The following is a 21,617-nucleotide window of genomic DNA, read 5'->3' as shown; positions in this document are numbered from 1 at the left end:
GAAGATGAGGATCACCTTCTGTCAGCGCTAGTCTTGTGCTTGTCGCCGTTAGACGTGTGCCTATCGCTTTTCTTTTATGTCTAGCTCCAGGCGCAAACGGCTCGAGGTCACAATCCAATCGCTTCGGAAGGTGAGGATCACCTTCTGTCAGCGCTAGTCTTGTGCTTGTCGCCGTTAAACGTGCGCCTATCGCTTTTCTTTTATTATACAACATTCCGTTCTTTTCTGACAAAGTTTGTCTTTTAGGGACATATAAAAACAGTGTGAGATAGCATTCCTCACACTGTTTTACTTGGAGCTTTTATTTGTCCATGTTGTTGTTCGATTGTTCTTGTTGTTTTTTATTAATTTTTTGTTGCTCTTTTTTGTTCAGTTCACTGTCATTTGTTTCTGTTGGTTCCGTATTTTGATTATCAAGTAAATCATTCGGTACATTAGGCACCAGTCGACCAACGATTTGAGCGAGTTCATCTAAAATACCTGTAACAGGTCTACCATTTTCAATTTCTTTTCCCATCTGACGTAGGCGTTCAAAGGTATCTGCATCCGCAATTACGATCGCATTTGCACCATAAGGGTCATGTTTGAGGCTTTCAGCGACAGAATATTTAATCGTCTCGACTCTTGAGCGCTCTAAATTTGCACCTACATCAATCCCAACAATGGCAAATTTCCCTAAGACGACCGCTGTTGCATCATTGACATTTGGAATACTAGTTGCAATTTCAACTAAGTGAGCCGCAATTTCTTGGCCTGTTTTTCGGTCGATATGGTTTTCGACTGTATTTTGAACCTTTACACGGTCGTCTTTTTCATTTTCACGAGCGTTATTATTCGCACCGCAACCAGAAATAAACAAGATGATGCTTGAAAACAGAAGGATATATATAATTCTCACCGTTTTTGCCTCCCATCGTCCAAAATGTTTTCTTACTTTATTGTTTAATTATTCTTCTATCTTTATTCATTCCTACATATATTTTTATCAAAGGTCGTCCTTACAAGAACAAAAATAGGATTGACAAATATAATAAAATAAAAAATATTTTCACACGATTAACCTGTTTCACTCCTAAAACAAAAATGAAGCGGACTTGAGTAGGAGGCGTGATTTTGGGGAAAATTTATGTATTAGATACGAATGTATTATTGCAAGATCCAAGAGCAATATTCTCGTTTGACGATAATGAGGTAGTAATACCAGCAGTAGTGTTAGAAGAGGTGGACTCAAAAAAACGTTATATGGATGAAATAGGTAGAAACGCTAGGCAAGTTTCAAAACTCATTGATAACATGAGACAGACGGGGAAGTTGCATGAGAAAATCCAGCTTGAAACGGGTGGAACGATGAGGATCGAATTAAACCATCGATCTTTTCATGAATTACAAGACATCTTTATTGAAAAAACAAATGATAATCGAATTCTGGCCGTTGCCAAAAACCTTTCATTAGAAGAACAATCAAAAGAAAATGGGAAACAGGTCATATTAGTTAGCAAAGATGCATTGGTCCGAGTGAAGGCTGATGCATTAGGCTTACAAGCGGAAGATTTCCTAAATGATCGAGTTGTTGAGGTTGACCATATTTATTCGGGATTTCTCGAAGTATATATAAATCGTAGCCTTCTTGACCTTTTTTATGAAAAAGGTGAGTTACACGTAACTGAATTGGTGAATCATCCATTTTATCCGAATCAATTTATTATTTTAAAAGATGCACTAGGCGGTTCAGCATCTGCAATTGGGATTGTAGATAAAACAGGAAAGGTAGTAAAAAAGCTCCATTTTAAACAGGATCATATTTGGGGTATAAAGCCACGAAATGTACAGCAAACGATGGCATTTGAATTATTATTACGAGATGATATTCCATTGGTAACATTAATAGGTAAAGCAGGTACAGGAAAAACATTACTGACACTTGCAGCTGGCCTTATGCTAACTGAGGACTTAGGGGAATACAAAAAGCTCTTAGTTGCTAGACCAATTGTCCCAGTTGGTAAAGATATAGGTTTCTTACCTGGAGAAAAACAAGAAAAGCTTAGACCATGGATGCAGCCTATTTATGATAATCTTGAATATTTGTTTAATACGAAGAAGCCAGGTGAGTTGGATGCTATTTTAGCTGGTATGGGTTCGATTGAAGTGGAGGCCCTTACGTATATCCGAGGAAGAAGTATACCAGAGCAATTTATTATCATCGATGAGGCACAAAATCTAACAAAGCATGAAGTGAAGACCATCCTCACTAGGGTTGGGGAAAAAAGCAAGATTGTTTTTATGGGTGATACCGAACAAATTGACCATCCTTATCTGGATGAGTACAATAACGGGTTAACATATGTTGTGGAAAAGTTTAAGGATCAAAAGATTGCTGGGCATATTAAGTTAGTAAAAGGTGAAAGGTCTGGTTTAGCACAACTAGCTGCAGATATCCTCTAGCACAGTATAGGCCTGTCACGAACCTTTAGCGAAAGGTAAGTGGCAGGCTCTATTGATGTCTAGCTGAAGGCGCCATCGGCTCGAGGTCACAAGCCAATCGCTTAGGAAGGCAAAGAGCGCCTTCTGTCAGCGCTCGTCTTGTGCTTGTCGCCGATGAGCGGGCGCCTTTAGCTTTTCTTATTATTCGATAACAAATCCAGTGATATTTTTGATTGGATTATGACGATTTGAGCCATCACCAAAGTAAAAATGAACAGGCCCATCTTCACGTAAAGGTTTTCCTTCATTTGAGAATCCTAGGACAGCCTGGTATGCTTCTTCTAGTGGAACGGTTGTTTCTCCATCCTGTTGAATGATTTTTAACAACGAAGCACCTTCAGTTGGTTCAGCATTGTTTATAAAATCTTTAAGCGGAATTCCAAATGTGCCTGTTAATGCTTGTTCTTTTAAATACTTTTTCTCCGTTTTTAAGGTAGGCGGATATATCGCACCTTCACGAATTTCTCGATCCCAGTGTTCTGAAACCGATTTTGTGTAATCGGTTAAATCTTCAGTTGTTTTTTGTTCTGACTCGAAATATGTAAGTAAATCTACTCGACGATCATCAAAAATCCACACACTTGGATCTAATGTAATCTTATACTTTGTCTTTCCTTCAATCATGATAATAAAGTTCATCGCAAATCATTCCTTTCCATCATAATTATAGTGGTTTTAAAACTGAATAGGAAGTATCAACTGTTTCAATACCTAAGTGAAAGCTGTATTTATGCCTAATAATAGGGTATATTTAAATTTAAGATTGCTAGTCTTGTCTATTTATTCTTGCAATTTTACTATATACAGGTTAATATTTATAGATAGGATTAGGTATCGCTTCGCGAACGGAGGGGTTATGAATTGACTTCAGAGATTTCAGTGAATCATCGTGAAAAAGCATTATCTTTGCTACAAGCAGATGCTGAAAAAATATTAAAACTTATAAAGGTTCAAATGGATAATCTTACCATGCCTCAGTGCCCATTATACGAAGAAGTCCTTGATACGCAAATGTTTGGATTATCACGCGAAATTGACTTTGCAGTAAGATTAGGATTAATAGAGGCGCCAGAAGGTAAAGAGCTCCTTTCAAAACTTGAGCGCGAGTTATCCGTTCTTCATGAAGCTTCGACTCGTAAGTAACCAATAGATAAATCAACTCAAATTAACCTGAAACCAGGATAATTTGAGTTTTTTTATAATAGGGTTTACAGTTTTCCTTCAATAAAGTATTTTAATTTAAAGGATTCTATCCCTAAATCACACTAGTAAGAAAATATAGTAGGTTGAAAGAATACAATATTTTTTCGACACGAAACTAAAAAATATTGTACAATAAAGTGAAACTCCAAATTGTCGGGGTTTCTTCAACCTCTCGCGATTATTATTTGTTGTGGCTCAATGATGAGGGCCAGACAGACGTAGTTCATAATGTGGCTCTTTTGCTCCTAGTTACATTTATGACCTTAATCGGGCACGTTATATGTCAGCGTATTGATCTATTTAAAGCTTAGACTTGAATCGTGCAGCTGTGTTAATGCGAGATAAAGAACGATACCTTGTATTTAGAGGATGATGTCCAATGCTCAAAAAAATTTTAAAATCGTATGATTATTCTTTACTAATAGCTGTTTTTCTTTTATGTTCTTTTGGACTTGTAATGGTCTATAGTTCAAGTATGGTCATTGCCTCAGCTCCAAAATTTGGAGAAAATCCGTCTTTCTTTTTTGACAGACAAAAGATGGCCTTGTTTGTCGGCACATTTGCCTTACTGTTAACCATGATTTTACCTTATAAAATATATGCATCAAAAAAGATTCTTGTAGCAATTGTACTTGGATCAGTTGCCATGCTTTTGTTAGTTTTTATTATTGGACATACTGCGAATAATGCACAAAGTTGGATTATGGTGGGTGCAAGGGGAATTCAGCCTTCTGAATTTACGAAATTGAGTGTGATTATTTATCTTGCTGCTGTTTATTCAAAAAAACAGGCATATATCAACCAATTCGGTATTGCAGTCATGCCTCCTATCATTTTCACCCTCGTCATATGTATGACAGTAGCCATTCAGCCCGATTATGGGACAGCCTTTATTATTGGATTAATTGCTTTATCCATTATTTTATGTTCAGGAATGGGTATGAAAAGCATCGGAAAACTAATTTTGCTTGGCCTCATTACAGCCGTTCTCCTTTCTCCAGTTTTATATATACTATCAGATGGGATTTTATCTGAGGGCAGAATGGGCCGATTCTTAGGATTTATGAATCCATTTGAAGATGAGGTAAATGGATACCAGCTCGTTAACTCCTATATTGCATTAGGTGCTGGAGGTTGGACAGGCCTTGGTTTAGGGCAAAGTATTCAAAAGTTTAATTACCTTCCAGAAGCCCATACAGATTTTATTATGGCTGTTATTGCAGAAGAATTAGGTTTATTTGGTGTCATGTTTGTATTATTATTATTAGCATATATTGTTTTTCGAGGATTTCAAATTGCAAGAAAATGTAATGATCCATTTGGTAGTTTACTAGCAATTGGCATTTCCTCTATGATTGCGATTCAAACTTTTATTAATTTAGGTGGTTTGACAGGATTAATTCCAATCACAGGGGTTACATTGCCATTTATTAGTTACGGAGGTTCATCTTTGCTATTATTATTAGCCTCAATGGGAATTTTGATAAATGTTTCCATGTTTACAAACTATCATTCGATGTATAGTAAAAAAGAAAATAAGCCGCCTATTCAACCGGCTCGTTCCTTTCAAAAAAATTATGTCCCCTATAGATAAATTTTTATCTATAGGTTGATTATATATTTAAATGTTTATTTTTAAGAAGGAGGATTTATATGGAGAAGCGCATCAAGAAGGTACTAGTTGCCAATCGAGGGGAAATCGCAATACGTGTATTTAGAGCATGTACAGAACTAAATATACGTACTGTTGCAATATATTCTAAGGAAGATGCAGGTTCTTATCACCGTTATAAAGCGGATGAGGCTTACTTAGTTGGTGAAGGGAAGAAACCAATTGATGCATACCTAGATATCGAGGGTATTATTGAAATTGCAAAAGATAATGATGTAGATGCCATTCACCCTGGTTATGGTTTTTTATCTGAAAATATTGATTTTGCAAGAAGATGTGAAGAAGAGAATATTATTTTCATAGGACCTAAATCTTCTCATTTAGATATGTTTGGAGATAAGGTGAAAGCAAGGCATCAAGCTGTAAAAGCTCAGATCCCTGTTATACCTGGTAGTGATGGTCCACTAAAAAGCCTAGAAGAAGCAATTAAATTTGGTGATCAATATGGTTACCCAGTTATTATCAAGGCATCACTTGGTGGTGGCGGACGTGGTATGCGTATTGTTCGAAATAAAGCAGGTATTAAAGAGTCCTACGAACGTGCGAAATCCGAGGCAAAAGCGGCATTTGGTAATGATGAGGTTTATATTGAAAAACTAATTGAAAATCCAAAACATATTGAAGTTCAAATTATCGGTGATAGTCATGGTAACATTGTTCACCTATATGAACGTGATTGCTCTGTACAAAGACGTCACCAAAAAGTAGTTGAAGTAGCACCAAGTGTATCTTTATCCGAATCATTGCGCCAAGAAATTTGCGACGCAGCTGTTAAATTAATGAAGAATGTAGATTACTTAAACGCTGGAACAGTGGAGTTCTTAGTTGCTAATGATGAATTTTATTTTATTGAAGTGAACCCACGTGTTCAGGTTGAACATACGATTACTGAAATGATTACTGGTATTGATATTGTGCAAACTCAAATTCAAGTTGCTGAAGGTCTTTCCTTGCATAGTAATGAAATTGGTATTCCTGCACAAGAAGATATCACAACACATGGTTATGCGATCCAATCTCGTGTAACAACAGAAGACCCATTAAATAATTTCATGCCAGATACTGGTAAAATTAGTGCGTATAGAAGTGGTGGCGGTTTTGGTGTTCGTCTTGACGCTGGAAATGGGTTCCAAGGTGCGGTTATAACACCTTACTATGATTCTTTACTCGTAAAGCTTTCTACACAAGCTTTAACTTTTGAGCAAGCTGCATCCAAAATGGTCAGAAACTTGAAAGAGTTCAGAATCCGTGGAATTAAGACAAATATTCCATTTTTAGAGAATGTGGTTAAACACGAGAAATTCTTATCAGGCGAATATGATACATCGTTTATTGATTCATCACCTGAGTTGTTTATTTTCCCGAAACCAAAGGACCGAGGAACAAAGATGCTTTCTTATATTGGAAATGTATCTGTCAATGGTTTCCCAGGAGTCAAAAAGAAAAGAAAACCAGTTTATGATAAACCATTCTTACCTAAAGTAAGACATGATGAACCAGTACCTTCAGGAACAAAACAAATTCTTGATCAACTGGGTCCAGAAGGGGTAATGAATTGGGTTAAAGATCAAAAACAAGTTCTCTTCACTGATACAACGTTCCGTGATGCACACCAATCATTACTTGCAACAAGGATTAGAACGACTGATATAACACATATTGCAGATCCAACTGCACGACTATTACCTGAATTGTTCTCACTAGAAATGTGGGGTGGAGCTACATTTGATGTTGCATACCGTTTCTTAAATGAAGATCCATGGGAGCGCCTTGCAACATTACGTAAGCAAGCTCCAAATATTTTATTCCAAATGTTACTTCGTGCATCAAATGCAGTAGGTTATAAAAACTATCCAGATAATTTAATTCGTGAGTTCGTGAAAGAATCAGCTGATTCAGGTATCGATGTATTCCGTATCTTTGATAGCTTAAACTGGGTAAAAGGAATGACTTTAGCTATTGATTCTGTTCGAAACAGTGGAAAAATAGCAGAAGCTGCCATTTGCTACACGGGTGACATTACTGATCCAACACGTTCAAAGTATGACTTGCAATATTATAAAGACCTTGCAAAAGAACTCGAACAATCGGGAGCTCATATGCTGGGCATTAAGGATATGGCAGGCTTACTTAAGCCGCAAGCTGCATATACGTTAGTTTCTGCATTGAAAGAAACTGTATCAATTCCTATTCATTTACACACGCATGATACAAGCGGTAATGGCTTAATGACTTATGCAAAAGCGATTGAAGCAGGTGTTGATATTGTTGACGTAGCGGTAAGTTCTATGGCTGGATTAACATCACAACCAAGTGCAAACTCACTATTATACGCATTAGAAGGGACAGATCGAAAACCAGATCTTTCTGTAACTGCCTACGAAGAGATTGCACGTTATTGGGAAGGTGTTCGTAAATATTATCAAGATTTTGAAAGTGGAATGACTTCACCACATACTGAAGTCTACCAGCATGAAATGCCTGGAGGACAATATAGTAACTTACAACAACAAGCTAAGGGAGTTGGACTTGGCTCAAGATGGGAAGAAGTAAAAGAAATGTATCGTCGTGTCAATGATATGTTCGGCGATATTGTAAAAGTAACTCCTTCTTCTAAAGTTGTTGGAGATATGGCACTTTACATGGTTCAAAATAATCTTACCGAAGATGATATCTATGAAAGAGGAGAGTCACTTGATTTCCCAGACTCAGTTGTCGAACTGTTTGAAGGATATTTAGGTCAACCACATGGTGGTTTTCCAAAAGAACTTCAACGTATCATTCTTAAGGGTCGTGAACCTATTACAGTCCGACCAGGAGAGTTACTTGATCCAGTAGATTTTAATGATATTAAAGATACATTAACGCATAGTCTACATCGAGAAGTTACGAATAAGGAATTAGTTTCTTATGCATTATATCCAAAGGTGTTCATGGATTATCAAAAAATGTTTGAACAATATGGTGATATTTCAATGCTCGATACACCAACATTCCATTATGGTATGAGACTTGGTGAAGAAATCGAAGTAGAAATTGAACAAGGTAAAACATTAATTGTTAAACTTGTTTCGATTGGTGAACCACAGGCTGATGGCACGCGCGTTGTATATTTTGAATTGAATGGACAACCTCGTGAAGTCATCATTAAAGACGTAAATATTAAGTCGACTGTAGTCGCTAAGCTAAAAGCTGATCGTGATAACGAAAACCACATTGGTGCAACAATGCCTGGTACTGTTATTAAAGTATTAGTTGAAAAAGGCGATAAAGTAAATAAAGGGGACCATCTCATGATCACAGAAGCCATGAAGATGGAAACAACTGTACAAGCACCATTCTCAGGTGTTGTAAAGGATATTCACGTTACTAACGGAGAAGCGATCCAAACAGGTGACCTATTACTTGAATTAACAAAATAAGAACAAAAGAGCCTCGGGGTAAATTCCCTGAGGCTCTTTTGTGCGCTTGGCAGCGCATCGGACTAACAGGTGAAAGTCCTGAACACACCGTAGTGGCGGAAGTGTATAGCTGACAAGTAGTGCATTGCCGTGAGGCAATGTGCAGAGGACTTGAAGGCAAAACCTGGAACAGGTGACAATCTAACCATGTTGGCTGGCAGAGTCGGATAACCCTGCAAAAGAAGGGAGTGTCCAAAGCCACAAGAGGGCTCTGTTAGTTAAGAGGACTGGATTCAGGTGAAAGCCCGATGACGTGACCCAAGGAGGTCTCATCGTTTCCGAAATACGGTAACCCTTATTCAAGTCCGTGATGGATAAGATAAGATTATGAATGGTGAGAAGTCAGAGCAGGGGATAGTAGTGAAGAAGCTTACCGGAAAGGTCGCAATGGTGAGTGACTTAATACAAGTTATTAAGAGGAGCCTTAACCCAAAAGGTAGGGACTCTATGCGAAGCCCGTCTGTCCATGGAAGAAAAAAAACCGAGTTATCTTAGAATACGTCATGTCCATACAGAAACCGATAGGACAAATCCATAGAATCGGGGTCGAACAGAAGGGTAGACCGTATGGGGGCGCAGTACTTTGTGGACCTGTTGATATTGCGGAAATTGGGCTAGTCAATCATCAGACTGAAAGGAAAGATACGGAACATGAACGGAAAAGAAGGCAAACAAGGTTTTCGTGAGGGAGTAAGGATTCCACAAAAGAGAAAGTGGTATAGTCTTATAGATAAAATATGGGCAATGCCAAACATGGAGGAAGCCTTTAAAGAGGTTAAAAGAAATCGAGGTGCCGCAGGGATAGATGGAGTAACAATTAAGGCTTTTGAATTTGGTGTGGAGGATAATGTACAAATCCTTCAACGTGAATTACGAGATAAGACATATAAGCCGAGACCAGTGAAACGAGTATATATTCCAAAGGCTGATGGTTCAAAAAGACCTCTAGGTATCCCAACCGTGAGAGACCGAATAGTACAGGCTTCTGTACGCAGAATAATAGAGCCAATCTTTGAAGCTAAATTTCTTGATTGTAGTTTTGGTTTTCGACCGAACCGAAGTGCACATATGGCATTGGATAAAATCCGAAAGGATTTATTGGATGGTTATGTGTATGTAATTGATGCAGACCTAAAATCATACTTCGACACAATTCCACATGACAAACTAATGTCACTGGTTAGAGAAGAAATAGTGGATGGAAGTGTCATTGGACTACTTGAGAGTTTCCTCCAAGCAGGAATCATGGAAGGTGGAAGTTTCCACTTAAATGAAAAAGGTACTCCGCAAGGTGGTGTTATTAGTCCGCTTCTTGCGAACATATACTTGCATCCGTTAGATGAATTAATGACGGAGCGTGGACATCGCATTACGAGATATGCAGACGACTTCGTCATCTGTTGTAAATCACAAAAGGGTGCAGAAAGAGTACTTAAATCCGTTACTCGATTTCTTGAACAAAAACTCGGTTTAACTGTACATCCTGAAAAGACTAAGATTGTTGATAATATGAAAGAATCCTTTGTATTCTTAGGATATGAATTTAAACAAGGTTATTGGGTTAAGCCGTCAGAAAAATCGATAAAGAAATTTAAGAATAAGGTAAAGGAAATTACAAAGCGAAATCAAACAATAAACATGGAGAAGCTAATTAAAGAGAAACTTAATCCATACCTGCGTGGCTGGGCTAACTACTTCGGATACTGGCATTCCAAGACTCTATTTACGGAGTTTGACAAGTGGATTCGGAGGAGACTACGGTCCGTTCAATTGAGGAGCTGGCGAAAGATAAGAAAATTGCACAGAGAACTACGAAGAAGAAAGTGGAAAGGAGAACTTCCACAGTTGCGCATGTATGCTTGGAGAAGTTCTATGTCTACCCCAGTGCATGTAGCACTTCCAAATGAATGGTTTAAAGAAATTGGTCTCATATCTTTAGTGGATATTTACAATGAACATCATCCCCAACGGGGATAATCATGGAGGAGCCGTATGCGATGACCCGCACGTACGGATCTGTGAGAGGCGCATGAATAAATTCATGCGCCTACTCTATTATGAAAAAGGACTTTTTGTAAAATTTGGATACTGAGATAATGGATTGGCGGATATCAATGTTTATTTTATCTTTAGGAACACTCAATTAGAAAAACTGATGAAAACTAAAAAATAACCTAAGGATGACCGAGGGCACTGAAAAAGTCCCTTTCTAAAATTGGTGTTGATTTCCGCTGCAGTCACTCGCTTTCCGCGGGCGGTCCGGGAGCCTACTCGTCGCTGTGCTCCTGCGGGGTCTCCCCTGGCCACGCTTTTCCCGCAGGAGTCTCGTGCCTTCCGCTCCAATCAACATTAGTTAAAAAGGTATTATTTTCTCTGAATTTGAGAAAATAATACCTTTTTTCATTGTATAATGGTTGTATCAATTCTATGTGGGTGGGTTCTATGATTCAAAAACAACAATCAATGACTTTTAGTCCGTTTATGCAAATCTATGATATTGTCGTTCCGCAGGATAATATGCTACGGAAAATTAATGAACTTGTGGACTTCTCTTTCGTATATGAAGAGCTTAAGGAAAATTACTGTCATGATAACGGTCGAAATGCTGTAGACCCTATTCGCATGTTCAAATATTTATTGCTAAAGACTATCCATGACTTGTCTGATGTTGATATTGCGAGCGTTCTAAGTACGACATGTCCTTTAAGTATTTTTTAGATATGGCTCCTGAAGAGCCAGTGATTGATCCGAGTTCTTTAACTAAATTTCGAAAACTGCGTTTGAAAAATGTTGACCTATTAGATTTGTTAAACAATAAAACTGTAGAAATTGCGATTGAAAAGGAAATCATCAAAAGTAAAAGTATTATAGTAGATGCTACCCACACAAAAGCACGGTATAACCAAAAATCACCTAAAGAAATCTTAATGGAAAGCGTAGCTGCCAATCAAGTGGATACCTATTATTTTGATATCGAAAAGTGTAAACACTGTCCATTTAAAGAAGGTTGCTATAAGGAAGGTGCTAAAAGTAAAACTTATTCTGTTAGTATTAAATCAAATGTACAAACTGAACAGATGGAATTTCAGGAAAGCGACTATTTTAAAGAGAAATCCAAAGAGCGTTATAAAATAGAAGCTAAAAGTAGCGAATTAAAACACAGACACGGGGTTGATGTAGCGAAATCCTCGGGTCTAATTGGCATGGAATTACAAGGTGCCATGGCGATATTTACGGTAAATATAAAGCGGATTTTAAAACTATTAGGGTAATAACCCAGGGTGAAATGGTATCATATGCATAAAAAAGACGACTTTTAATTCAAAAAATGAATTTTAGTCGTCTTTTTTGATTTATCAATTTAATCACCTATAAAAAACGTAAGTTTTTCAGCTGCCTCGGATGACCCTAGGTTATTTTTTATGGAATTGAAATCGTTTGATTTGGATTGATTTTTTCATCATTCGCATTATCAGTTTCTGCTTGTATCGCTAATTCATTTTTCTTGCTTCTTGAAGATAAAAGGATAAAGTAGCTTAATACTCCAAATAGACAAGAAATAAATAAAGCGTGAGCTAGAGAGACAAATAAATTAAGTCGAGTGAAAACAACGACAGCGCCTGAAATGACTTGAAGGATGGCTAAACCAAGTACGATGTTCCAACCGTAATAGAGAACTCTTTGATGTCTATAGTGCTTCGCAATATTCACTGCAAGCCATACTATCCATAGAACCAATAAGCCAGCTAACATTCTGTGCCCCATCTGAACCCATTCATGGATTTGTGTAGGGAAGCCGATGTTGTTATATGTACACACTGGCCAATCAGGGCAGGCAAGTGAAGCTCCGATATGACGTACAAGTGCACCAGAATAAACGACAACTAAACTATAAATGGTTAATGCGTAAAAGTGCATTCTTAGTTTCGGGTCAATTACAAGTGAGCTGGCATCAAACTTTTTATCGACTTCAAATATAAGCAAAGTCAATAGTAATACAGATGCAAATGAAATGAGCGAAATACCAAAATGGAGTGCTAGGACAACATCAGATTGACCCCACATAACAGCAGCTGCTCCTATTAATCCCTGTAAAACTAAGAAAAAGAATGATATAAATGCTAGAAATTTCGTTTCTCTAATGTGGCCAATAGCTTTCCAAGCCCAAATAGATAAAATGAGAACTAAAATTCCTACACCTCCAGAAACAACCCTATGGCTAAGTTCAACTACTAACTCAAAGGTAATTTCTTCTGGGATTAACTGTCCGTGACATAATGGCCATGATTCTCCACAGCCGTCACCAGAATCTGTTTTAGTTACAAGTGCACCACCGATTAACACAAATAGCATACCGATCGTTGTAATTACCGATAACCATTTTAATGAACGGTTCAAATTATCACCTACTTACTATAATGAAACATACATTTAACATACATTCTATTATTTAACTATATTTCTACGATATTCATCTTATCTAAATAACAGATAAAATTCAAAGAAATGCTATAATCGATATTACACAATTTACGAAATCATTACAACCCACCTAAATTCGAAAAAAATTTATTATTGTAGTAAAAAAGGTTGAATATTTTCAAGGAGTTTGCTAGAAATAGATAGGGGAGAACATTTACGTTTCGACAAAACCTAAAAATCATGAGGTTAACACTATTTTTACAGTGTGAATGGTAATTATGACGCGGTTTCGCCTTACATGAAGGTCACAAAAAAGTCATAAATTATTAACGATTTGTTCACAAAAAAACCTTAAAGTGTGATTTAATATACAGAAAGGGTATTTTTTAATATAATTTATAATATACACAACATAATAATAGCGATAATATGATTGTGCTTTATTACATACATAGTAACTCGAAAACGCTTTTACACTTTTCAATAGGTTTTTTAATACAGAAAGTAGTACAAAATGTTTTATAAAATGAAAATATATAAAAACGAGGCTGATAAGATTGCTGCACGCAATTATGAAGTGAGTCTTTAAGTTTATTGTTAAATAAAATAAGGAGGCTACAGGATGACGACGACTAGGTCTGTACTAGGTACAGATGAAAAAATACAAAATGAAGAAACTCGTGGTCAGGAAAATAGTTCTACGGCCTATAAGGATTTTCTTTCGCTTATTAAAATTGGTATTGTTAACTCCAATTTGATAACAACCTTTACTGGTATATGGCTCGCCCTATTTTTTACAGGGAAAAGTTTCATGCAGGAATTAGATATCGTTTTATACACACTTCTAGGTTCTGCATTAGTCATTGCGGGTTCCTGTGTAATAAATAATTATTACGACAGGGATATCGATCATGTAATGGACCGTACGAAGGTGAGACCAACCGTTACTGGTAGAATTAATCCAAAGCATGTTTTAGGATTGGGTATAATACTCATACTATTAGGAACGGGATTTTTACTACTAACGACAATTACGGCTACGGTAATTGGTATTATTGGTGTGTTTTCATATATTGTACTTTACACTATGTGGTCAAAACGAAAGTATACCATTAACACTGTTATTGGGAGTATCTCAGGGGCTGTACCTCCACTTATAGGTTGGGCAGCTATTGACCCCGATTTGCACCTCATTGCATGGCTTTTATTCTTGATTATGTTTATCTGGCAACCGCCACATTTCTTAGCATTAGCTATGAGAAGAGTTGAGGAGTACCGCGAAGCGGGAGTTCCGATGCTTCCAGTGGTGCACGGTTTTGCAATGACAAAGAGACAAATCTTAATATGGGTTATTTGCTTACTACCACTACCATTTTACATGTTCTCTTTAGGCGGTTTATTCGTATTAATCGCCACTCTTCTAAATATCGGATGGTTAGTCCTTGGTATTAGAGGATATAAGAAGAAGGATGATATTAAATGGGCAACGCAAATGTTTGTTTACTCGCTTAATTATTTAACGATTATGTTTGTTTCTATGATAATTGTTACCTTATTATAAGCGGGTTTCAAAATATAAATGAATCTTCTATATAGTAGAAGGTTTTACTATCTTTGTTAAAAAGATAATGCAAAAAAAATTGAAAGAGGGGTTTGATCAAGCTATGAAAAAATGGCTACCAAATTTGCGCTTGTTGGCACTATTTAGTTTCATGGCGCTACTGTTAGCTGGCTGTGGAGAACCATTTGTTTCTGCACTGCAACCAGCAGGGGAAGTTGCTAAAATGCAATTCGATTTAATGATTTTAGCAACACTAATCATGGTAATCGTTATTGCAGTCGTTACGGTTATCTTCATCATCACTTTAGTCAAATTTAGACGTAAAAAAGGTGAAGAGAACAAGATTCCTAAGCAAGTAGAAGGTAATCATACGTTAGAAGTAATTTGGACTGTTATTCCGATTCTTTTACTATTAGTTCTAGCCATACCTACTGTATCTGCTACATTTGAATTAGCAGATGTTAAGGCTATGGAACCAGACACTAGAGACGAAGATGCAGTAGTAGTTAAGGTTACTGCAAACCTATATTGGTGGGAATTTGAATACCCTGATCATGAAATTGTAACTGGTCAAGAATTAGTTGTTCCTACTGATGAGAAAGTTTATTTTGAACTTATAGCATCTGATGTTAAGCACTCATTCTGGATTCCAGCTGTTGGTGGAAAACTAGACAATAATACAGATAACGTAAACAAATTCTGGTTAGAGTTTGATTCTGAAAAAACAGAAGAAGCTGGTGGCTTATTCTATGGTAAATGTGCAGAGCTTTGTGGCCCATCACATGCTTTAATGGATTTTAAAGTTAAACCACTTCCACGTGCTGAATTTGATCAATGGGTGGACAAAATGGTAGCTGCTAAGGATGCTGAGCATGTACCTGCATCTGATGTTGCAAAAGCAGGAGAAGAACTTTTCACTTCTAATGGCTGTATCGCCTGTCATGCAGTTAATCCAGGAGAAGTCCGTCCGAAACCGGGTACTGGACCAAACTTAGCAAACTTTGGAGATCGCTCAACAATTGCAGGTATTTTAGAATTCGATAAAGAAAATCTAAAAAAATGGTTGAAAGATCCTGAAGATGTTAAACCAGGAAACCTTATGACTGATACGTACGATCATGATGGTTTATCTGACCAAGATTTAGATGCATTAGCTGAATATCTAATGGGTCTTAAAATTGAAGAATAATGATAGTAGACTAAAATAAGGAGGTCACATTGTGAGTACTGTAGCTCAGAAAAAAGGGTTTGGCGCTGTTTTATGGGATTATTTAACAACCGTTGACCATAAAAAAATTGCTAAACTTTATATTATGGCTGGTGGCTTCTTCTTCCTACTTGGGGGAATTGAAGCACTACTAATTCGGATTCAGCTCGCTGTACCCGACAGTAACTTTGTAAGTGCAGGCTTTTTTAATGAACTTTTAACAATGCATGGTACAACAATGATTTTCTTGGCAGCGATGCCACTATTACTTGGATTTATGAACGCCGTAATGCCAATTCAAATTGGTGCACGTGACGTTGCATTTCCATTTTTAAACGCTTTAGGTTTTTGGTTATTCTTCTTTGGGGGATTATTCTTAAATCTAAGTTGGTTCTTAGGTGGAGCACCTGATGCAGGTTGGACTTCCTATGCATCACTTTCTTTACATTCTGAAGGTCATGGTATTGATTTCTATGTACTTGGTCTTCAAATTGCAGGTCTAGGTACTTTAATTGGTGGTATTAACTTCTTAGCGACAATCATCACAATGAGAGCACCTGGTATGACTTACATGCGTATGCCGTTATTTACATGGACTACGTTCGTAGCATCAGCACTTATTTTATTCGCTTTCCCACCATTAACTGTTGGATTGCTCTTACTGATGTTTGACCGTATCTTTGGTACAGCTATTTTCGATCCTGCATTGGGTGGAAATACAATTATTTGGGAGCACTTCTTCTGGATCTTCGGTCACCCAGAGGTTTACATTTTGATTCTCCCAGCATTCGGTATTTTCTCTGAGATTTTCTCTACATTCTCAAGAAAAAGACTATTCGGATACTCTTCAATGGTATTCGCGACTGTTTTAATTGGATTCTTAGGTTTCATGGTGTGGGCTCACCACATGTTTACAACTGGTTTAGGACCAATCGCGAACTCAATCTTTGCGGTTGCTACGATGGCAATTGCAGTTCCGACTGGTATCAAAATCTTTAACTGGCTCTTCACTATGTGGGGAGGATCACTAACATTCCCAACACCAATGATGTATGCTGTGGCATTTATTCCATCGTTCATCATGGGTGGGGTAACAGGAGTAATGCTAGGTTCTGCTCCTCAAGACTATCAATATCATGACACGTATTTCGTAGTTGCCCACTTCCACTATGTAATCGTTGGTGGGGTAGTATTTGCGGTACTTGCAGGTACACACTACTGGTGGCCAAAAATGTTTGGTAAAATGTTAAACGATACACTTGGAAAAGTAACGTTCTGGTTATTCTTAATTGGATTCCATTTAACATTCTTTATCCAACATTTCCTTGGTTTAATGGGAATGCCACGTCGTGTATTTACATTCCTACCAAACCATGGTTGGGAACTTGGAAACATGATCAGTTCTATTGGGGCTGCATTCATGGCAGTAGCAGTACTTATTATGCTCTATAATATTGTGGTTACATCTGTTAAAGGTGAATACGTATCAGCAGACCCTTGGGGAGATGGACGTACACTAGAGTGGGCTGTTGCATCACCACCTGCTGAGTACAACTTTAAACAATTACCATTAGTTCGTGGATTAGACGCTTTATGGGTAGAAAAAATGCAAGGTAAAAAAGAAATGACTCCTGCAGAACCGCTTGGAGACATTCATATGCCAAATAGCTCAATCCTACCTTTAATCATCTCTTTCGGACTATTTGTAGCAGCATTCGGATTCTTATACCATCCAGACGGTGTAAGTTGGTCTGTTCCAGTTATGATCATTGGAGGAATCATTACTTTCGGTTCAATGACTTTACGTTCTATCATTGATGATCATGGATACCACATTCATAAAGAAGATTTAATGGATGATGATGACAAGAAAGGGGTTGAGGCATAATGCATGTGGAAGAAAAATTAACAGCTGAAACATTTCCTGCAGAGCCTGAAAAAGCGACCCTTGAAGGAAAAAATAAATTTATTGGTTTTTGGCTCTTTCTTGGAGGCGAAACAGTTTTATTCGCCTCTCTATTTGCAACATATCTAGCATTAAACAAAAGTCATGCATCAGGTCCTTCTTCACAGGAATTATTTGAATTACCACTAGCTTTCATTATGACAATGATTCTTTTAGCAAGTTCATTAACTAGTGTGTATTCAATGTACCATATGAAGAACTTTAACTTTAAAAAGATGCAGCTTTGGATTGGTCTAACTGTTCTTCTTGGAGCATCTTTCCTAGCATTGGAAATTTATGAGTTTAACCACTATGTACATTTAGGCCATACTATTACTGGTAGCGCATTTGGATCTGCGTTCTATCTACTTGTTGGTACTCACGGTGCTCACGTATTATTCGGATTATGCTGGGCTATTGCACTTATGGTCCGAAATTCAAAACGTGGTCTAGATTTATATAATGCGCCTAAGTATTATGTCTTCAGCCTTTATTGGCACTTTATTGACGTAGTTTGGGTGTTCATCTTTACTGTTGTATATCTTATGGGAATGGTGGGATAAACACATGACAAATAATACGAATCATTCTAATGTTGATTTAGCCTATCGTAGACGTAAAAGTGCAGAAGAAATGAAACATCATGTGATATCTTTTGCTCTCATGATCTTTCTAACAATCATTGCTTTTATTGCAGTTGGATATGGTGATTTCTCCCCATATCTAGTAGTACCATTTATTCTACTACTAGCTGTAGTTCAGGTTATTTTACAATTGTATTACTTCATGCACATGAATCAAAAAGGACATGAGGCACCAAAATTGTTCCTATTTACAGGAGTATTGATTGCTGCTGTTACAGTCCTTTGTTACTCAACCATTATTTGGTGGTAAGAGTCGAAGAAAGTCGGTGGTATAACCGGCTTTCTTTTTTTGTATATTGGCTGTTATCGCGTGATTTTTGACACTAAATGTTCATAAATGGTTTGTTTGCATGGGTATTTCTATAAGGGTATAATTAATAGTATATGTATGCTGTTTAATTTGTTTAAAGGGGTGAGGCTAGATGTCTATAGATATCTTCGGTTTTCGGGCATTGTGGAGTCCATACTTTTTTGTATCACTAGTAATTGTTACCATTTTATATTTAATGATTGTCGGTCCCTGGAGACATCGATTTTCTCATTCTGAACCTACATCACTAAAAACGAAAATTTTATTTATTATCGGAATGATCCTCCTTTATCTGTGTAAAGGAAGTCCGATTGATCTCTTAGGTCACATGACAATGACTGCCCATATGACTCAAATGGCTGTTTTATACTTAATTGTCCCACCATTTTTCATATTTGGTGTACCTAATTGGATTTGGAGAAAGATTTTTAATAACAGAGTAATGAAGCCAATTGTAAAATTTCTTACAAAACCTTTAATTGCTTTAGTTATGTTTAATGGGTCTTTTTCTTTGTATCATATCCCATTGATTTTTGATTTTGTGAAAATTAACGTATTTATTCATGCGGCGACAACTACGTTTATATTTATTGCTGCTTTCTTTATGTGGTGGCCATTAATCAATAAGTTAGAAGAATGGAATACATTATCAGGTATCAAAAAGGTTGGTTACATCTTTGCAGATGGAATGTTATTAACACCTGCCTGTGCATTAATTATTTTTTCAGATACAGCCATGTATGCAACGTATACTGAACTTAGTTCATGGATGAACGCTCTTGCACTCTGTGTACCTGCCTCGATGCTTGAAAGTATGAATCTTACTGGACCTCAGATGTTTGGATTTATGCCTCCACTAGAAGATCAACGAACTGGTGGGGTTATTATGAAAATTATCCAAGAGTTCGTCTATGCAGGTCTATTAACAAGAGTATTCTTTGAATGGGTTCGCAAAGAACGTGAGGAAGAAAAAATACTGGATAAAAAATTAATGGAAGAACAATTATTTAACCCACGAACAACAAATTAAATAGAAAAAAGAGAATAAAATGGGAGAGGTTAGCTATGAATATCCCGTTATTACCTACACTGAGCACAGCTTTTATTGTTTTAAGTGCAGTTACAGTTGGAATCGGTTGGTATTTAATTAAACAGAAAAAAATTGATGCTCATAAAAGAGCAATGACAACAGCAGCAGTTTTTGCACTGATTTTCTTTGTGATTTATATGTCGAGAACAATCTTTATTGGAAATACTTCATTTGGTGGCCCAGATGATGTGAAGTTGTACTATACTATTTTTCTAATCTTTCATATCACACTGGCAACAATTGGTGCGGTTTTTGGAATAGTTACGCTCTATCTAGGTTTTAAAAATAATATTACAAAACATCGTAAAATTGGTCCAATAACGAGTATTATTTGGTTCTTCTCAGCCTTAACTGGTGTTGCAGTTTATTTACTGTTGTACATTTTTTATAAGGGTGGAGAGACCACATCGATGTTAAAAGCCATTTTTGGTTTTTAAATGAGTTAGAGATTGTAATATGTATAAGGTGTTCTAGAATACAATATTCTAGAGCACCTTTTTATTTTGTATAAGATTCACATAAACCTATGATTCCTAATTTATCAATGTTAGAGGGGAGTGTTAAGGATGATTGAGATCTTTACAGAAAACTTATTATTAGTTCCATGTTCTTTGGATATTGCCAAATCATTAGTTTTTCATCGCAAAGAACTTGAAAAACGATCACCTATAACGATTCCACAAACATGGCCATCTCCATTAATAACTGGTATTCTTCCGTTTTATATAGAAAAACTCGAAAAAGACGAAAGCCATTATGGATGGGGGTTATGGCTAATTATTAATTATGCTGAAAAACGAATCATCGGTGATATATATCTTCAAGGGAAACCAGATAAAAAGGGAAATGTCCAATTAACGTATACGATGAATCGAGATTATCAACAAACAAACTTAACATACGAAGCGGTAGATGCATTAATTGATTGGCTTGTTGCTCAAGCAAATGCAAAAAAAATACTTATGGAGTGCAGCGATAGTAATTACCAATCGATTCAGCTTTTTGAAAAATTAGGGATGAGGTGCACAAGGAAAGATGGTAGGTTTTTAACATGGGAGTTACGAAAGGCTATTTAAATAGAGAAAAGATTTTCTAGACTAGTGCCCAAATCATTTCAAATTGCATATGGTGGGAGTAACCATATTTTTTATAGAATAAAAAGAAATGGGAAAGGGAAGTGGTTGGGATGGTTAGAAAATCATTAGAAAACGGTTCTCTATATATTAGGAATGATGTTTTTGCAATGATAGCTTCTATTTGTGTAGAGGATATGGAGGGGGTAACCCTTGTTGCGGGTTTCAAAGATGGAATGTCTGGAATTCTAAATAAGAACTTTCATAAAAATGGAATTACTGTTATTGAAGAAGATGAGGAATGTATTTCGCTAGAGATTAAAATTGCGATTGAATATGGTTTAGAAATAAAAAGAACATGTGAACACCTTCAAACGGCAATCATACAAGAGATCAAAAGCATGACAGGTATTTCATTGTCAAATCTGACAATGAAAGTTGAGGGACTAACAAGAAGCAAGGCTTTGGTAACAACGTAAAAAGGAACAGCTTTACTGTTCCTTTTTTTAGATTTAACTGTCTGATTCAGTTGTATTGGAAGACATCGA

Annotated in this window: 17 protein-coding genes and 1 pseudogene; 15 read left to right on the top strand and 3 right to left on the bottom strand. The window is 36.8% G+C overall.

Annotated elements, in window-relative coordinates; all coding sequences use genetic code 11:
- Window positions 1–301: 301 nt before the first annotated feature.
- Window positions 302–898 (bottom strand): YhcN/YlaJ family sporulation lipoprotein, encoded by a 597-nt coding sequence (locus ACWPVE_RS22150; protein WP_453997210.1) that lies wholly within the window; start codon window positions 896–898, stop codon window positions 302–304.
- Window positions 899–1,113: 215 nt separating this feature from the next.
- Between ACWPVE_RS22150 and ACWPVE_RS22145 the strand changes: the two genes are divergently transcribed.
- A complete protein-coding gene (locus tag ACWPVE_RS22145; protein WP_453997208.1) occupies window positions 1,114–2,442 on the top strand; it encodes a PhoH family protein in 1,329 nt (442 codons plus the stop codon).
- A 180-nt stretch (window positions 2,443–2,622) separates the two neighbouring features.
- Here ACWPVE_RS22145 and ACWPVE_RS22140 read toward each other — a convergent pair whose 3' ends face one another.
- A complete protein-coding gene (locus tag ACWPVE_RS22140; protein WP_453997206.1) occupies window positions 2,623–3,120 on the bottom strand; it encodes a peptidyl-prolyl cis-trans isomerase in 498 nt (165 codons plus the stop codon).
- A gap of 222 nt (window positions 3,121–3,342) precedes the next feature.
- Here ACWPVE_RS22140 and ACWPVE_RS22135 point away from each other — a divergent pair, with 222 nt between their 5' ends.
- The 5 genes and pseudogenes from ACWPVE_RS22135 to ACWPVE_RS22115 all read left to right on the top strand — a co-directional run bounded on the left by ACWPVE_RS22135 (window position 3,343) and on the right by ACWPVE_RS22115 (window position 12,089).
- Window positions 3,343–3,624: a YlaN family protein gene (locus tag ACWPVE_RS22135; protein WP_453997204.1), complete on the top strand. Its 282-nt coding sequence runs from the start codon at window positions 3,343–3,345 to the stop codon at window positions 3,622–3,624.
- Between the two features lie 439 nt (window positions 3,625–4,063).
- A complete protein-coding gene (ftsW, locus tag ACWPVE_RS22130) occupies window positions 4,064–5,278 on the top strand; it encodes a putative lipid II flippase FtsW (RefSeq protein ID WP_453997202.1) in 1,215 nt (404 codons plus the stop codon).
- Window positions 5,279–5,337: 59 nt separating this feature from the next.
- Window positions 5,338–8,778: a pyruvate carboxylase gene (gene pyc / locus ACWPVE_RS22125; RefSeq protein ID WP_453997200.1), complete on the top strand. Its 3,441-nt coding sequence runs from the start codon at window positions 5,338–5,340 to the stop codon at window positions 8,776–8,778.
- A gap of 690 nt (window positions 8,779–9,468) precedes the next feature.
- Window positions 9,469–10,794 carry a group II intron reverse transcriptase/maturase gene (gene ltrA / locus ACWPVE_RS22120; RefSeq protein ID WP_453990916.1) on the top strand — a complete coding sequence of 442 codons (1,326 nt, stop codon included), beginning with the start codon at window positions 9,469–9,471 and terminating at the stop codon, window positions 10,792–10,794.
- 465 nt (window positions 10,795–11,259) lie between these two features.
- Window positions 11,260–12,089 (top strand): annotated as a pseudogene (locus ACWPVE_RS22115) (transposase).
- A gap of 148 nt (window positions 12,090–12,237) precedes the next feature.
- On the opposite strand, the gene ACWPVE_RS22110 reads toward ACWPVE_RS22115, so the two are convergent.
- Window positions 12,238–13,215 (bottom strand): COX15/CtaA family protein, encoded by a 978-nt coding sequence (locus ACWPVE_RS22110; RefSeq protein ID WP_453997198.1) that lies wholly within the window; start codon window positions 13,213–13,215, stop codon window positions 12,238–12,240.
- A 646-nt stretch (window positions 13,216–13,861) separates the two neighbouring features.
- On the opposite strand from ACWPVE_RS22110, the gene cyoE reads away from it, so the two are divergent.
- From cyoE to ACWPVE_RS22065, 9 genes are all read left to right on the top strand, one after another.
- Window positions 13,862–14,800 carry a heme o synthase gene (cyoE, locus tag ACWPVE_RS22105; RefSeq protein WP_453997196.1) on the top strand — a complete coding sequence of 313 codons (939 nt, stop codon included), beginning with the start codon at window positions 13,862–13,864 and terminating at the stop codon, window positions 14,798–14,800.
- A gap of 103 nt (window positions 14,801–14,903) precedes the next feature.
- On the top strand, window positions 14,904–15,989 hold the full coding sequence (coxB, locus tag ACWPVE_RS22100) for a cytochrome c oxidase subunit II (protein ID WP_453997194.1): 1,086 nt from the start codon (window positions 14,904–14,906) through the stop codon (window positions 15,987–15,989).
- Window positions 15,990–16,020: 31 nt separating this feature from the next.
- The gene (gene ctaD, locus ACWPVE_RS22095; protein ID WP_453997192.1) at window positions 16,021–17,895 is read left to right on the top strand and encodes a cytochrome c oxidase subunit I; all 1,875 of its coding nucleotides are present in this window, start codon (window positions 16,021–16,023) and stop codon (window positions 17,893–17,895) included.
- Window positions 17,895–18,515 carry a cytochrome (ubi)quinol oxidase subunit III gene (locus tag ACWPVE_RS22090; RefSeq protein WP_453997190.1) on the top strand — a complete coding sequence of 207 codons (621 nt, stop codon included), beginning with the start codon at window positions 17,895–17,897 and terminating at the stop codon, window positions 18,513–18,515. The genes ctaD and ACWPVE_RS22090 overlap by 1 nt, the downstream gene beginning before the upstream one ends.
- A gap of 4 nt (window positions 18,516–18,519) precedes the next feature.
- The gene (ctaF, locus tag ACWPVE_RS22085) at window positions 18,520–18,846 is read left to right on the top strand and encodes a cytochrome c oxidase subunit IVB (protein WP_453997188.1); all 327 of its coding nucleotides are present in this window, start codon (window positions 18,520–18,522) and stop codon (window positions 18,844–18,846) included.
- A 172-nt stretch (window positions 18,847–19,018) separates the two neighbouring features.
- Complete coding sequence (gene ctaG, locus ACWPVE_RS22080) at window positions 19,019–19,936, top strand: cytochrome c oxidase assembly factor CtaG (RefSeq protein WP_453997186.1); 918 nt, start codon at window positions 19,019–19,021, stop codon at window positions 19,934–19,936.
- Between the two features lie 35 nt (window positions 19,937–19,971).
- Window positions 19,972–20,433, top strand: a complete 462-nt coding sequence (locus ACWPVE_RS22075; protein WP_453997184.1) for a DUF420 domain-containing protein — start codon at window positions 19,972–19,974, stop codon at window positions 20,431–20,433.
- A gap of 129 nt (window positions 20,434–20,562) precedes the next feature.
- Window positions 20,563–21,072: a GNAT family N-acetyltransferase gene (locus tag ACWPVE_RS22070; protein WP_453997182.1), complete on the top strand. Its 510-nt coding sequence runs from the start codon at window positions 20,563–20,565 to the stop codon at window positions 21,070–21,072.
- A 110-nt stretch (window positions 21,073–21,182) separates the two neighbouring features.
- Window positions 21,183–21,548, top strand: coding sequence for an Asp23/Gls24 family envelope stress response protein (locus tag ACWPVE_RS22065; RefSeq protein ID WP_453997180.1), 366 nt, complete (start codon window positions 21,183–21,185; stop codon window positions 21,546–21,548).
- Window positions 21,549–21,617 lie beyond the last annotated feature (69 nt).

It is taken from the genome of Bacillus nitroreducens (assembly GCF_964021195.1).
The sequence above is the reverse complement of the archived record's forward strand: the minus strand, read 5'-3'. Positions and strand labels throughout refer to the sequence as shown.

What these genes read in the sequence shown, in the direction of transcription:
- cyoE (WP_453997196.1), top strand. Translation starts at nt 13,862, where the DNA reads ATGACGACGACTAGGTCTGTACTAGGTACAGATGAAAAAATACAAAAT.
- ltrA (WP_453990916.1), top strand. Translation starts at nt 9,469, where the DNA reads ATGAACGGAAAAGAAGGCAAACAAGGTTTTCGTGAGGGAGTAAGGATT.
- ftsW (WP_453997202.1), top strand. Translation starts at nt 4,064, where the DNA reads ATGCTCAAAAAAATTTTAAAATCGTATGATTATTCTTTACTAATAGCT.
- ctaG (WP_453997186.1), top strand. Translation starts at nt 19,019, where the DNA reads ATGTCTATAGATATCTTCGGTTTTCGGGCATTGTGGAGTCCATACTTT.
- coxB (WP_453997194.1), top strand. Translation starts at nt 14,904, where the DNA reads ATGAAAAAATGGCTACCAAATTTGCGCTTGTTGGCACTATTTAGTTTC.
- ACWPVE_RS22065 (WP_453997180.1), top strand. Translation starts at nt 21,183, where the DNA reads ATGGTTAGAAAATCATTAGAAAACGGTTCTCTATATATTAGGAATGAT.
- ACWPVE_RS22070 (WP_453997182.1), top strand. Translation starts at nt 20,563, where the DNA reads ATGATTGAGATCTTTACAGAAAACTTATTATTAGTTCCATGTTCTTTG.
- ACWPVE_RS22140 (WP_453997206.1), bottom strand. Translation starts at nt 3,120, where the DNA reads ATGAACTTTATTATCATGATTGAAGGAAAGACAAAGTATAAGATTACA.
- ACWPVE_RS22075 (WP_453997184.1), top strand. Translation starts at nt 19,972, where the DNA reads ATGAATATCCCGTTATTACCTACACTGAGCACAGCTTTTATTGTTTTA.
- ACWPVE_RS22090 (WP_453997190.1), top strand. Translation starts at nt 17,895, where the DNA reads ATGCATGTGGAAGAAAAATTAACAGCTGAAACATTTCCTGCAGAGCCT.
- pyc (WP_453997200.1), top strand. Translation starts at nt 5,338, where the DNA reads ATGGAGAAGCGCATCAAGAAGGTACTAGTTGCCAATCGAGGGGAAATC.
- ctaF (WP_453997188.1), top strand. Translation starts at nt 18,520, where the DNA reads ATGACAAATAATACGAATCATTCTAATGTTGATTTAGCCTATCGTAGA.